The sequence below is a fragment of the Citrobacter sp. C348 genome, assembly GCF_047467975.1.
GTDB lineage: Bacteria > Pseudomonadota > Gammaproteobacteria > Enterobacterales > Enterobacteriaceae > Citrobacter > Citrobacter gillenii.
Genome location: NZ_JASJUJ010000005.1, coordinates 64,965 through 77,582, shown reverse-complemented (window position 1 = coordinate 77,582; position 12,618 = coordinate 64,965). Strand labels below are relative to the sequence as shown.

13 protein-coding genes are annotated in these 12,618 nt (G+C 53.8%); all 13 read right to left on the bottom strand.

Annotated features, from left to right (window positions below; all coding sequences use genetic code 11):
* Positions 1–5 precede the first annotated feature (5 nt).
* The 13 genes from emrA to QNN86_RS11460 all read right to left on the bottom strand — a co-directional run bounded on the left by emrA (position 6) and on the right by QNN86_RS11460 (position 12,548).
* Positions 6–1,178: a multidrug efflux MFS transporter periplasmic adaptor subunit EmrA gene (emrA, locus tag QNN86_RS11520; protein ID WP_096755997.1), complete on the bottom strand. Its 1,173-nt coding sequence runs from the start codon at positions 1,176–1,178 to the stop codon at positions 6–8.
* Positions 1,179–1,308: 130 nt separating this feature from the next.
* Positions 1,309–1,839, bottom strand: a complete 531-nt coding sequence (gene mprA, locus QNN86_RS11515; protein WP_181617684.1) for a transcriptional repressor MprA — start codon at positions 1,837–1,839, stop codon at positions 1,309–1,311.
* A gap of 90 nt (positions 1,840–1,929) precedes the next feature.
* Positions 1,930–2,265 (bottom strand): L-valine transporter subunit YgaH, encoded by a 336-nt coding sequence (ygaH, locus tag QNN86_RS11510; RefSeq protein ID WP_096755999.1) that lies wholly within the window; start codon positions 2,263–2,265, stop codon positions 1,930–1,932.
* Entirely contained in the window at positions 2,255–2,992 is a 738-nt protein-coding gene (locus tag QNN86_RS11505) for an AzlC family ABC transporter permease (protein ID WP_115257649.1), read from the bottom strand. Before QNN86_RS11505 ends, ygaH begins: the two co-directional genes overlap by 11 nt.
* 122 nt (positions 2,993–3,114) lie before the next feature.
* Positions 3,115–4,299 (bottom strand): MFS transporter, encoded by a 1,185-nt coding sequence (locus tag QNN86_RS11500; protein ID WP_181617683.1) that lies wholly within the window; start codon positions 4,297–4,299, stop codon positions 3,115–3,117.
* A gap of 149 nt (positions 4,300–4,448) precedes the next feature.
* Positions 4,449–5,444, bottom strand: a complete 996-nt coding sequence (gene proX, locus QNN86_RS11495) for a glycine betaine/L-proline ABC transporter substrate-binding protein ProX (RefSeq protein WP_181617682.1) — start codon at positions 5,442–5,444, stop codon at positions 4,449–4,451.
* Positions 5,445–5,537: 93 nt separating this feature from the next.
* The gene (proW, locus tag QNN86_RS11490; protein WP_414211131.1) at positions 5,538–6,602 is read right to left on the bottom strand and encodes a glycine betaine/L-proline ABC transporter permease ProW; all 1,065 of its coding nucleotides are present in this window, start codon (positions 6,600–6,602) and stop codon (positions 5,538–5,540) included.
* Entirely contained in the window at positions 6,595–7,797 is a 1,203-nt protein-coding gene (proV, locus tag QNN86_RS11485; protein WP_181617680.1) for a glycine betaine/L-proline ABC transporter ATP-binding protein ProV, read from the bottom strand. The genes proW and proV overlap by 8 nt, the downstream gene beginning before the upstream one ends.
* Positions 7,798–8,151: 354 nt before the next feature.
* Positions 8,152–9,111 (bottom strand): class 1b ribonucleoside-diphosphate reductase subunit beta, encoded by a 960-nt coding sequence (nrdF, locus tag QNN86_RS11480; RefSeq protein ID WP_181617679.1) that lies wholly within the window; start codon positions 9,109–9,111, stop codon positions 8,152–8,154.
* A 10-nt stretch (positions 9,112–9,121) separates the two neighbouring features.
* Positions 9,122–11,266: a class 1b ribonucleoside-diphosphate reductase subunit alpha gene (nrdE, locus tag QNN86_RS11475; protein WP_414211130.1), complete on the bottom strand. Its 2,145-nt coding sequence runs from the start codon at positions 11,264–11,266 to the stop codon at positions 9,122–9,124.
* Positions 11,239–11,649: a class Ib ribonucleoside-diphosphate reductase assembly flavoprotein NrdI gene (gene nrdI, locus QNN86_RS11470; RefSeq protein WP_153880098.1), complete on the bottom strand. Its 411-nt coding sequence runs from the start codon at positions 11,647–11,649 to the stop codon at positions 11,239–11,241. The genes nrdE and nrdI overlap by 28 nt, the downstream gene beginning before the upstream one ends.
* A complete protein-coding gene (gene nrdH, locus QNN86_RS11465) occupies positions 11,646–11,891 on the bottom strand; it encodes a glutaredoxin-like protein NrdH (RefSeq protein ID WP_181517907.1) in 246 nt (81 codons plus the stop codon). Before nrdH ends, nrdI begins: the two co-directional genes overlap by 4 nt.
* 225 nt (positions 11,892–12,116) lie before the next feature.
* Positions 12,117–12,548: a carboxymuconolactone decarboxylase family protein gene (locus tag QNN86_RS11460; RefSeq protein WP_117343197.1), complete on the bottom strand. Its 432-nt coding sequence runs from the start codon at positions 12,546–12,548 to the stop codon at positions 12,117–12,119.
* Positions 12,549–12,618: the final 70 nt, after the last annotated feature.

The following is a 12,618-nucleotide window of genomic DNA, read 5'->3' as shown; positions in this document are numbered from 1 at the left end:
TTGAATTAGCCCGCGTTGGCCCGCACGATCTCTTCGATCATTTTATTGACCGGAGCAAGGTTGATTTCTCGAGCATTACTTTCTGCAACCGGTGTAGTACGCACCTGGCTTGCCAGAATCTGTCCGTCACGATTTTGGGTATCGACCGTTACCAGCGTAGACAGGCCAATACGTAGTGGATGTTGCGCTAACTGCTGGGCATCCAGTTCAATACGCACGGGCAGACGCTGGACGACTTTGATCCAGTTACCGGTTGCGTTCTGTGCTGGCAGCAGCGAGAAGGCGCTACCGGTCCCCATATCGAGGCCGACAACCTTACCGGTGTATTTCACGTCATCGCCGTAAATATCACTGATCACCGTTGCCGGTTGGCCGATGCGCATATGCGCAAGCTGGGTTTCTTTGAAGTTGGCGTCCACCCACAGGTTGGTGGCAGGGACAACGGCCATCAGCGGTGTGGTTGGGCTAATCTGCGCGCCAGGCTGCACGGCACGACGGGACACGTAGCCGGTCATCGGGCTAACAATTTTGGTACGTTCCAGCGCCAGCCAGGCATTACGCACTTCGGTGGCCGCTTGTTGCACGGCAGGCTGGTCTTCCAGCTTACTGCCGAGGATCATCGCCTGGTTGGCATTGTATTGCTGTATTGCGACATCAAGCTGAGCCTGCGCGCTGGCAACGGCATCACGCGCATGTTGCAGCTCTTCGCGACCAATAAGGTTAGCATTTCCCAACGGGACGCGGCGATTAAAGTCGCTTTGTGCCTGCGCTAGGGCGGTTTTCTGCACCTCAATGCTGGCCTGAAGCTGCTTGCTGTTGATCATCAACTGGTGCGTCTGGCGCACGCTGGAGGCCAGCGCCGTTTTGGCTTTTTCAAGCGCCTGCTTAGCGTCCGTCTGGTCGAGGGTCACCAGCACGTCGCCTTGTTTGACATAGTCAGTGTTATCAGCCCAGACTTTTGTCACGCTGCCTGATACCTGCGCCATGATTTGAACCTGGTTCCCTGCCACGTACGCATCGTCTGTCTCTTCGACATGACGCAGTACTAAAAACCAATAAATCCCATATGCCACGGCAATGATAATAAAGAGCAAGGTCAGAAGCAGCAGCATACTTTTACGTTTACCATTCTTCTTGACCGGTTGCTGCGGGGTTTGAGTCTCCGCATTTGCGCTCATGTTGTTCTCCACGATCTTATTTTTTTTCACATCGGCTGAGCCGACCTGTTTATCAGAAAGGCCAGCAGGGTGACCTGCTGGCCTGTCGGTTTTTCATTTATCAATCTGGATTTTTGAGCGTGTCGGCGCGTTAACGCAGCGCGTCGAGTACCGTGCCATCCTGCTCCATCTGATCAAGACGGGTCAGAAGCTTGCGGGTGATGTGCTCAAGCTGATCTTTTTCTGTGATGCTAAGAGATGACCAGAGCTGATGCAGACAGTTATGCTGAGGCGGTAATACCTCTTGCAAGAATGCATGGCCTTTCTCGGTCAACTGTAGATGCAGGCAGCGGCGATCGTTATCGCTTTCGCGACGCTCGATCCAGCCACGTTTTTCTAACTCATCCGCGATACGCGTGGCGTTAGTCCGCGACGAACCCAGTGCGCAACTTAGTTCAGAAGGCTGAATACTGTGGTTTTCCTGAGACTCCAGCGTAATCAACGCCATAAACAACGTCTCGTTAATCCCTTGAGCTTTCAGCATTTTATTGCGGTTTTCCAGCAGCTTGCCCTGCATGTGCATGCAAAGACGAGTCAGAAGAACTTCCTGGTAAGGGAATTCTTCGTAGCGGCTGGCGCGAAATTTTAGCATTTGTTCAATGGGCGTAAACGAACTATCCATTTGGGTATAACCTCATTAATTTCAGCCGATATAGTAACGACAGTGACAAATAAAGTAAATGTATTATTTATTTAAAATGATTATTTTTACCTATAAAACAACCCACATTTTCCAGGCTAATCCGTAGCCCAGAGCACTCAGCAATGTCGGAATGATGATGCTGCGGGTCTTAAAATAGCTTGCGCCCAGTACAACAAACCCCACCAACGTTGGCACAAACCGACGAGCGTCGTGCATAACTTCAGGTGCGGTAGACACCACCAGTAGGGCGCAAATTGATGCTATGCCAATGGTGTCGAGTAAAATGCCGGTTGCGCCGCGTTTTGTCGGGCGGACATTTCCCACCCCCAGACGCAGCGGTAAATAACGAAAGCAGTAGTTGACGCCGCCAACCAGCAGGCCAAGCAGCAGAACCTCATAACTCATCAGGCGCCCCCTGCCAGAATGACTGGATAAGCGCCGTCAGACATCCGCAAACAATGCCCGCGAGTATGGCGGCAGGAATAGAAAAAAACGTCACGCCCGCCAGTGCTCCGCCGAGTGCCGCGGTCACACACAGCGACTGTTTACGCTGAAATGACGCGAGCAGAAAACTCATAAACAGCGCCGGGAGCATAAAACCCAGCGCCGCTTCGACCGCCGGAAAATCCTTCAGTAAGCCACTGCCGGAGAATGCGCCAATAATCGTACCGAATACCCAGGAAATCCAGGCACATAGTGCGATCCCCATCATCCAGTTCTCACTCCAGCGACGATTGTCCCGCACCAGCTTCGCCGTTGCGGCGGCAAACACCTCATCAGTGAGGCCAAAGGCCCACACTGCGCTTTTAGGTTTACTGAGTCGTTGGGCGATGCGGCTGCGCAGGGAAGGGCCATACAACACATGGCGTACGTCCATGGCCATCACGGTGAGCGCGGCGACCCATAGCGAACTGCCCGCGGCAAGCATGGTAGTGATGACGAACTGGCTGGCACCGGCATAGATAATGCAGGAGAAAAAGACGCTTTCGACGGGCGTAAAGCCCAGACGAGTGGCATTGAGACCAAATGCAAAGGCGACCGGAATATAGCTGATGACGATCGGCAGACTGTCTTTGAATCCTTCCGTTAAGGTTGCCGGGCTGGGGTCTGACTGGGGAACAGGGCTTTCCATAGGATTATAGGCTTCATTACCGAAATTTAAATAACCTGGCTCAATGAGTTATAACCTTAGCAGACTGATGAGCTCCTTAACACCCTGAGGAGCTCAATCAGCGGCAAACACGCGCGATACGCTTAATTTACGGCTTCCTGGCGGTGAAAACCTCGCCACCAGACCAGCAGGTTGAGTACGGCAACGGTCGACCCTGCCAGACAAACGCCAGCCCAGCCGGCATGCTGCCAGGCCGAGGCTGAAATCAGTGAACCTGCCGCCCCGCCAATAAAATAGCTGGTCATATAGCCGGCGGTCAGTCGGTTACGCGCATCCGGATGAATGCGGTAGATAACCGTCTGGTTGGTGATATGCACGCCCTGAACGGTGAGATCCAGTACCAGAATGCCAATTATTAGCATTGGTACTGACGTATGGCCCAACCAGATTGCCAGCCAGGAGAGCAGCAGTAACAGCAGGCCCAACGTGGTGGTGAGATGAGATTTGCCCTTATCGGCCAACCCTCCCGCCGGACGAGCGCCTAACGCGCCTGCAGCACCGGCCAGGCCAAACAAACCAATCATGCCTTCAGAATAGTTAAACGGCGGTGCCGCCAGCAAAAATGCCATTGATGTCCAGAGAATACTAAAGTTTGCAAACGTAAGGCAGCCCAGCATCGCGCGGGTACGCAGCAGTTTATCGTGGATAAACAGGCTGAAGACCGAGCCTAACAACTGCGGATAGTTGAGGTGGGTTTCCGATTTCATCTTCGGCAGGCCGCGCCATAGCGCGATAGCCATCAGCGCCATCAGCACCGAGGCGACCCAAAAAACCGTGCGCCAGCCGCCGAGATTCGCCAGCAGCCCGGCCACGGTACGGGCCAGTAAAATCCCCAACAGCAGACCGCTCATAATGGTGCCGACAACTTTGCCGCGTGTCTCCGGCGTGGCGAGCGTGGCCGCCAGCGGAACTAAAATTTGCGCGACGACGGAGAACAGCCCGGTTAGCGCAGTGCCGAGGATCAGCATGCCCAGCGACTGGCTGCTGGCGGTAATCAACATGCCGCCAGCGGCGAGTAACGTCATGGACACGATAAGCCCCCGACGCTCAAACATATCGCCAAGCGGCACCAGAAACAGCAGGCCCGCGGCGTAGCCGAGCTGCGCCGCGGTGACGATAAAGCCTGCGGTACTGGCAGATAATGAAAAGTTGCGCGCGATGGTATCGAGCAGCGGCTGGGCGTAATAGTTACTGGCGACGGCGAGACCCGTGGCGATGGACATGAGCAGGATCAGCGAAGGGCTAAGTCCGTGAGTGGTTTTCGTCATTGTTTTCAACTGAATAATGGGTTCAGAAAACAATCATAACGGAAGTGACTACATGTTGCTGATTTGTTAGGTGATGGATTGTGCGGTGAGGGAAGGGCGTGTAGGCCGGATAAGGCGCATCGCGCCGCCATCCGGCATTTGAGGCGCGTTTACTTCTGTGCAGCTAACGCGTCTTTTACCCAGCCGTCGAACTGCTGCTGGTGGGCTTTGATCCAACCGTCAACGTGGCCCTGCACGTCGGCTTCGGAAGCTTTGCCCTCATGCATCATCGCGTTCTGCGCGTTGATGTCTGCCAGCGGCAGCTTGATGATGGCAAACAGCTTTGCCGCGGCCGGGTTTTTCTCGGCCCATGCTTTGTTGGCGACGATATGCATGGTGTTGACCGGGAAGCCGTAGTTCGCGCCGTTTGGCAGCTTGGTGTCAATGTCTTTCTGCTCACCCGGCAGGGAAGAGAACGGCACCTGCAGCCAGACCACGTCTTTGCCCGGCTTCATCACGTCGCTGACCCAGTATGGTGTCCAGGTGTAGTACAGGATCGGTTTGCCTTCTTTAAAGCGCGTGATGGTGTCAGCCATCATCGCCGCGTAGTTACCGTGGCTGACCTCGACCGTTTTTTGCAGATCGAAGGCTTTGTTCTGGTGGTTGATGACCGCTTCGCAGCCCCAGCCCGGTGAACAGCCCATCATGTCGGCTTTACCGTCGCCGTTGGTATCAAAGATTTTGGCAATCTTTGGATCTTTCAACTGGGCGATATTGGTGATTTTGTACTGCTCAGCGGTTTTTTTGTCGATCAGATACCCCTGCGCAGCTCCTGTCACGAATACCCCCTCGCGATAAAACTTTTTGTCTCCGCCCGCCGCGGCGTACATGTCGTCATGCAGCGGCTGCCAGTTCACGGCGGTAAAAGTTGCATCGCCAGAGGCAATGGAGGTGTAGCCGACATTGTAGTCAACTTCGCTCGTTTTGTTGACGGTATAACCCAGTTTTTCCAGCGCGCGGGCGACCAGCTGTGTCTGGAAGGATTCTTCAGAGATCGTGCTCTGGATAGGTTGTACGGTGATGCCTTTGCCCGGCAGGTCGGCAGCGAAAGCGCTGGTGGAGACAAGGGTGGCAAACGCTGTGGCAAAAAGTACGATATGTCGCATCGTTGTTCCTTATTACACTTCATCCTGAACGATTTTGTGTAAGCTAATGAATGGTAGGCCCGGTAGACTATGCGCCACCGGGCAACAGGTGAATTACTTAATGAAAGGGCGGGTGATAATCCCAACAGGACCGGTGGTGTACCAGCGACGGTTGCCCCGGCTGCGCGAGTCGCGACCGACAGCCTGCGTCAGGCGGTCCAGAATGATGGCGAGGATCACAATCCCCACCCCACCGACGGTAGCCAGCCCCATATCGAGACGTCCGATACCGCGCAGCACCATCTGACCCAGCCCGCCGACGGCGATCATTGAGGCAATGACGACCATGGAAAGCGCCAGCATCAGCGTCTGGTTAACCCCTGCCATAATGGTGGGCATCGCCAGCGGTAGCTGGACTTTGAACAGCATCTGACGCGGGCTGGCACCAAAGGAGCGTGAGGCTTCAATCAGATCGGCCGGCACCTGGTTAATCCCCAGAATGGTCAGACGCACAATCGGGGGCAGGGCGAAAATAATCGTCACCACGACGCCCGGCACGTTACCAATGCCGAATAACATCACAATCGGCACCAGATAGACGAACGCTGGCGTGGTTTGCATGGCATCAAGCAGAGGACGAACAATCTTCGCCGCACGCGGACTGCGCGCCAGCCAGATCCCCATTGGTAAACCGATTAGCACGCAGAACAGCAGTGCGGTCAGCACCAGAGCCAGAGTGATCATCGCCTGCGACCAGGCACCGATGGCGCCAATGGCAATCAGTGAGATCAGCGTAGCAACGCCCATTCCGACGCCGGAAATTTGCCAGGCGATTAACGCGAAAAGAATAATCGCCACCGGCGCAGGCATCCCCAGCAGCAGTTGCTGAAAACCGTTGAGAATGTAATCCACCGGGACACGGATACCCTGGAAGACGGGACGAAAATGGGTCACTACCCAGTCGATCCCTTCGGTGACCCAGCTATCGAGCGGGATCAGCGTCTTATGGAACGGATCCATAATATTGAAATGCTCAGGCGCGGGTGCGGGTGCACTGGTCAGCCAGTCTGCGCTGCCGCCGTCGGCAGGGGCGCTTGATGCGCTACCCCAGGCATCAGCGGATTGTGCGGCGCTATCGGCCGCCGGTGTGGTGTCCCACGGATTTGTTTGATCAGCCATTGTTTGCCCCCTCGCGATCTAAAGCCTGTAGCAGCATGCGTTTGGAAATAATGCCCACATACTGATGTTCCTCATCGACAACCGGCACCGCGCACGGTGCTTGCCCGACATGAGAAAGCAGCTCGCTCAGCGGCGTTTTTGCCTCCACGGCTAACGGTTCGTCAATCAGTGCAGCTTCAATACCCTGCGCCTGACGTAAGGCGGCTTTTAATGAGTCGATAGAGACCACGCCAACAAACTTATTTCCGCGTTCAATCACATAACCAAATTCGCGATCTTTATCCTGCAATAACTGCAGTGCTGAACGCGGGCCAATCCCCGGTGTTTTACGAATTAAGCCTTCAGGACTCCGGCGGGAAATATCTTTTGCGCTAAATACCTGGCTAATATCAACGCCACGGAAGAAGGTGCGCACATAATCATTGGCCGGGTTATTCAGGATTTCATCCGGGGTACCGACCTGCACCACTTCACCATTTTGCATAATGGCGATACGGTCGCCAATGCGCATGGCTTCATCGAGATCGTGGGAAATAAAGACTACGGTTCGCTGATGCTTCGCCTGCAGTTTTACCAACTCATCCTGCATCTCGGTACGAATTAAAGGATCGAGCGCAGAGAAGGCTTCATCCATTAATAAGATGTCAGGATTAATGGCTAATGCGCGGGCGAGACCGACACGCTGGCGCATACCACCGGAGAGTTCATCCGGGTATCCGTGAGCGTAATTCTCAAGTCCGACCTGGCGGAGCGCATCCAGCGCTTTTTCACGACGTTCATCCGCAGCAATACCGGCTAACTCCATACCGAAGGCCGTATTGTCGAGTACCGTCATGTGCGGCATCAGGGCAAAGGACTGGAATACCATCGCAATCTTTTTTCTGCGCACCTCGCGAAGCTCGGCATCGGATATCCTGGCGATATCCACGCCGTCAATCAGTACCTGCCCGCGGGTGGGTTCAATCAGGCGATTGAGAAGGCGTACCATTGTGGATTTACCCGAACCGGATAATCCCATGATGACAAATATCTCGCCTTCTTCAATGGCCAGACTGGCGTCTTTAACGCCAAGCGATAGCCCTGTTTTATCCAGAATCTGCTCTTTTGAAAATCCTTTTTCAATATATTTGAAGGCTCTCTGGGGATGCTCGCCAAATATCTTATAGAGATTTTTAACTTCTAATTTAATTGCCATGCAATAGAATGATTCCTGTTATTTGTTTATATCGATATAGTACCTGGTGAAAATAGTAGTCTTTTTCTACCCTAACATACTGAGAATCTGAGACAACCCTGAATTTGGTTGTGGCATGAATATTGCCAAAGGCCAGATGGCGAGATTTCCCGTGATATAAGGGCTGAGCGTGGATGAGACTTCTTTGATATTTTTTGTAAATGGCAGTAAAAAGTCGCCTGAATTGTTGAAACTCAGGCGAATAATGCGGCTAATATTGAGTGTAGATCACACAATGATATTTGTGTGATAAAAATGTGATCCCGTTAAAATATTAACGCGGAAAATGTAGGGTATTTTCCGCGAAAATGAGATCTAGAAATTCCAGTCGTCGTCTTCAGTTTCGACGGCTTTTCCCATCACGTATGATGAGCCTGAACCGGAGAAAAAATCATGATTTTCGTCGGCGTTGGGCGACAACGCGGCGAGGATAGCCGGGTTGACATCCGCCATTTCCGCCGGGAACAGGGCTTCATAACCCAGGTTCATCAAGGCTTTATTGGCGTTGTAACACAGGAACGCTTTCACCTCGTCAACCCAGCCCGTTTCAGCATACAACGCTTCCGTGTAGTGAACTTCGTTATCGTACAAATCCATCAGCAGATCGAGGGCAAAATTCTTCAGTTCCTCGCGAGCAGGCAGTGAAATATGTTCCAGCCCCTTTTGATACTTATAGCCAATGTAATAACCGTGAACCGCTTCATCACGAATAATCAGGCGGATAAGATCGGCGGTATTTGTCAGCTTGCCGCGGCTGGAGAAATACATCGGCAGCCAGAAGCCTGAATAGAACAGGAATGATTCCAGAAACACGCTGGCAATTTTTTTCTTCAGAGGTTCATCGCTGGCGTAATGCTGCAAAATAATCTGCGCTTTGCGCTGTAGCGGTGCATTCTCTTCACTCCAGGCGTAGGCTGCATCTACATCTTTGGTCTGACAAAGCGTGGAGAAAATAGAGCTGTAGGAACGGGCATGCACCGCTTCCATAAAGCTGATATTCGACAGCACCGCTTCTTCATGTGGGGTGAGTGAGTCCGCCATCAGCGCGGGCGCGCCGGCAATATTCTGAATGGTGTCGAGCAGCGTCAGTCCGGTAAAGACGCGGATGGTGAGTTGCTGCTCGGCGATATTCAGCGTTTGCCAGGCGGGAATATCATTCGATAGCGGGACTTTTTCCGGTAACCAGAAATTACTGGTCAGCCGGTTCCACACCTCAAGATCTTTATCATCCTCAATCTTGTTCCAGTTGATGGCGCTCACGCGCTTTAGGTTCATCCAGCTCTCCTTACAGCGCGCATGACACGCAGCCTTCAATTTCAGTGCCTTCCAGCGCCAGCTGGCGCAGTCGGATGTAGTACAACGTTTTGATGCCTTTTTTCCACGCGTAGATTTGCGCTTTGTTGATATCGCGAGTGGTGGCGGTATCCGGGAAGAACAGCGTCAGCGACAAGCCCTGATCGACGTGTTTTGTCGCTTCGGCGTAGGTATCGATGATTTTTTGCGGGCCAATCTCGTAGGCATCCTGATACAGAGCCAGATTTTCGTTGGTCATAAACGGGGCCGGGTAATACACGCGCCCGGTTTTACCCTCTTTACGAATCTCCACTTTAGACACAATCGGATGAATACTTGAGGTGGCGTGGTTGATGTAGGAGATGGAGCCGGTTGGCGGCACCGCCTGTAAATTCTGGTTATAAATACCGTAGCGCATCACATCCTCACGCAGTTGTGACCACATTTCACGCGTCGGCAGCGTCACGCCGCTCGCGGCAAACAGTGCACGGACTTTCTCAGTTTTTGGCTGCCAGTCGCCGGTTAAATAGCGATCAAAATACGCGCCGCTGGCGTAGCGTGACTGGCTGAATCCGGCAAAGGTCTGGCCGCGTTCTTTGGCCAGCAACATGGAAGTATGCAGGGCATGCCAGGTGACGGTGTAGAAATAGAGATTGGTGAAATCCAGCCCTTCCGCTGAACCATAGGCAATGCCTTCGCGTGCCAGGTAACCATGCAGATTCATCTGTCCCAGCCCAATCGCGTGCGACGCGCTGTTCCCGGCTTCAATCGACGGAACGCTGCGGATGTGGCTCATGTCGGAGACGGCGGTTAAGCCGCGAACCGCCGCTGCAACGGTGCGTCCAAAGTCCGGTGAATCCATGGTGTGGGCAATGTTCAGCGAGCCGAGATTGCAGGAGATGTCGCGCCCGGTCTGCGCGTAGTCGAGGTTGTCATCGTAGGTTGAGGCGCTGTTGACCTGTAAAATCTCTGCGCACAGGTTGCTCATATTGATGCGACCGGCAATTGGGTTGGTACGGTTCACCGTGTCTTCAAACATGATGTAGGGGTAGCCGGACTCAAACTGGATTTCTGCCAACCGCTGGAAGAAGTCACGGGCGTTAATGTACTGCTTGCGCACGCGTGCGTCGGCGAGTAACTCGTCATAGCGTTCGCTGACGGCGATGTCGCTAAATGGTTTGCCGTAAATACGCTCCACGTCATACGGAGAGAACAGTGCCATCTGCGCATTCTCTTTTGCCAGACGGAAGGTGACATCCGGGATCACCACGCCCAGTGACAGCGTTTTAATGCGGATCTTTTCATCGGCGTTTTCGCGCTTGGTATCGAGAAAGCGCAGAATATCCGGGTGGTGCGCGTGCAGATACACTGCCCCCGCGCCCTGACGCGCGCCGAGCTGGTTGGCATACGAAAACGCATCCTCCAGCATCTTCATTACCGGGATCACCCCGGAAGACTGGTTTTCAATACGCTTAATCGGCGCACCGGCTTCACGCAGATTCGACAGCAGAAACGCCACGCCGCCGCCGCGTTTGGAAAGCTGCAGCGCCGAATTTACCGCCCGACCAATGGACTCCATATTGTCTTCTATGCGTAACAGGAAGCAGGAGACCAGCTCGCCGCGCTGGGCCTTGCCGCAATTGAGGAAGGTTGGCGTGGCGGGCTGAAAGCGCCCGGCGAGCATTTCATCGACGAGCTGGAGGGCGAACTTTTCATCCCCCTGCGCCAGCGTTAGCGCAACCATCGTCACGCGATCGGCAAAATCTTCGAGGTAGCGCTTACCGTCAAAGGTTTTCAGCGTATAGCTGGTGTAGTACTTCCATGCGCCGAGAAAGGTCTGGAAGCGAAACCCGCTGGCGTGGGCGTGGGCAAACAGCTTCACCACGAAAGCGCGATCGTAACGGGTTAAAACGCTTTCGTCGTAATAGCCTTCACTCACCAGCGTATCCAGACGCGCGTCCTGGCTGGCAAACACCACCGAGTTGGGCTGCACGTGATTTGTCATAAACGCGTCCACCGCCTGATGGTCTTTCTCAAACTGAATACGCCCGGCGTTATCGTACAGATTCAGCATGGCGTTAAGTGCGTGATAATCCAGCGTGGGCTGAACTACGCGTTCTGCGGTTGTTGTTGCCAAAATTCGCTCACTCCTTTTCGCACGTTGTCGATGTCGCCTGGCGTCCCCATCAGCTCAAAGCGATAGAGCCACGGCACGGCGCATTTTTGTGAAATTACGTCACCCGCGCGGCCGTAGGCGTCGCCGAAATTACGATTGCCGGCGGCGATGACGCCGCGGATTAACGCCCGATTGTGGGGATCGTTTAAAAAGCGGATCACCTGTCGCGGGACCGCGCCTGCCGTACCGCCGCCGCCGTAAGACGGCACGACTAAAATGTAAGGTTCGTCTACCTGGATCCGCTCGCGTTCGTTAAGCGGAATTCGCACGGCGGGCAGCCCCAGGCGCTGCATAAAGCGATGGGTATTTTCAGAGCTGCTGGAGAAGTAGACGAGGGGGCTCATGTGTTGGCCACGTTGGGCTGCGGACGCAGACGATTGATCATGTCCGGGCGAAATCCTGACCAGCGGGTTTCCCCTGCTACCACCACCGGTAATTGGCGAAACCCCTGCTCGCGCAGGGTTTCTGCCAGCTCGGGGGCCAGATCGACATTGATCATCTCGACGTCAAGCCCACGACCTTCCATCGCCCGTTTCGTGGCGTGGCACTGAATACAGTTATTGCGAGTGTAAATAATAATACGCATGATTCGTATTTCCATTTATGGGTGTAAAAGCGGCGCTATAATGGCGTCGGGTTGTGTGTGTCGTGATGTAATCAATACTAGATGTAGTTTATAAAAGATTCAACCATACAAGATATGGGATTTTAGAGTGGTGAGGGGCCGGGGGATGAGTGTGGCGGAGGGCGGGGTATGTAACATTACGGGTTGCCGGATAAGGTGTTTCCGCCGCCATCCGGCACCACAGAATTACATGCGCATGCCTACTGCCAGACGGTTAAAGCAGTTCATCAGGCTAATGGCGAACGTCAGATCGCTTATCTCTTTGGCGCTAAAATGGTTCAGCAGCGGCAAATAAACGTCGTCTTCGGCGTGCGTCGAGGCGATGTGGGTAACGGATTCGGCCCATGCCAGCGCTGCGCGTTCCTGATCACTGAAATGGTGGCTGACGCGCCATCCTGCCAGCGCATCCAGTTTGGCCTGTTCTACGCCAGACTTACGCAGGGCTTTACTGTGCATTTCCAGACAAAACGCGCAGCCGTTGATTTGCGAGACCCGCAGGTAAATCAACTCCGTCAGTGTAGGCTCCAACGCGCAGTTTTCCAGCGCTTTGCTGGCCTGAACCAGAGCGTTATAGATTTCAGGGCTAAGTTCATAATAGGGCTGGCGTAACATCGTCATGGTATTTCTCCTCGTTTGGATGACCCGCAATGTATCACTATAATGGTCTGCTAAAGAGAGCCATATTGTT

Bases quoted from the DNA above. Each gene is read 5' to 3' on its own strand.
- proX (WP_181617682.1), bottom strand. From the start codon at position 5,444: ATGCGACATATCGTACTTTTTGCCACAGCGTTTGCCACCCTTGTCTCC.
- QNN86_RS11500 (WP_181617683.1), bottom strand. From the start codon at position 4,299: ATGACGAAAACCACTCACGGACTTAGCCCTTCGCTGATCCTGCTCATG.
- proW (WP_414211131.1), bottom strand. From the start codon at position 6,602: ATGGCTGATCAAACAAATCCGTGGGACACCACACCGGCGGCCGATAGC.
- emrA (WP_096755997.1), bottom strand. From the start codon at position 1,178: ATGAGCGCAAATGCGGAGACTCAAACCCCGCAGCAACCGGTCAAGAAG.
- QNN86_RS11505 (WP_115257649.1), bottom strand. From the start codon at position 2,992: ATGGAAAGCCCTGTTCCCCAGTCAGACCCCAGCCCGGCAACCTTAACG.
- ygaH (WP_096755999.1), bottom strand. From the start codon at position 2,265: ATGAGTTATGAGGTTCTGCTGCTTGGCCTGCTGGTTGGCGGCGTCAAC.
- nrdI (WP_153880098.1), bottom strand. From the start codon at position 11,649: ATGAGCCCCCTCGTCTACTTCTCCAGCAGCTCTGAAAATACCCATCGC.
- nrdF (WP_181617679.1), bottom strand. From the start codon at position 9,111: ATGAACCTAAAGCGCGTGAGCGCCATCAACTGGAACAAGATTGAGGAT.
- nrdH (WP_181517907.1), bottom strand. From the start codon at position 11,891: ATGCGTATTATTATTTACACTCGCAATAACTGTATTCAGTGCCACGCC.
- proV (WP_181617680.1), bottom strand. From the start codon at position 7,797: ATGGCAATTAAATTAGAAGTTAAAAATCTCTATAAGATATTTGGCGAG.
- QNN86_RS11460 (WP_117343197.1), bottom strand. From the start codon at position 12,548: ATGACGATGTTACGCCAGCCCTATTATGAACTTAGCCCTGAAATCTAT.
- mprA (WP_181617684.1), bottom strand. From the start codon at position 1,839: ATGGATAGTTCGTTTACGCCCATTGAACAAATGCTAAAATTTCGCGCC.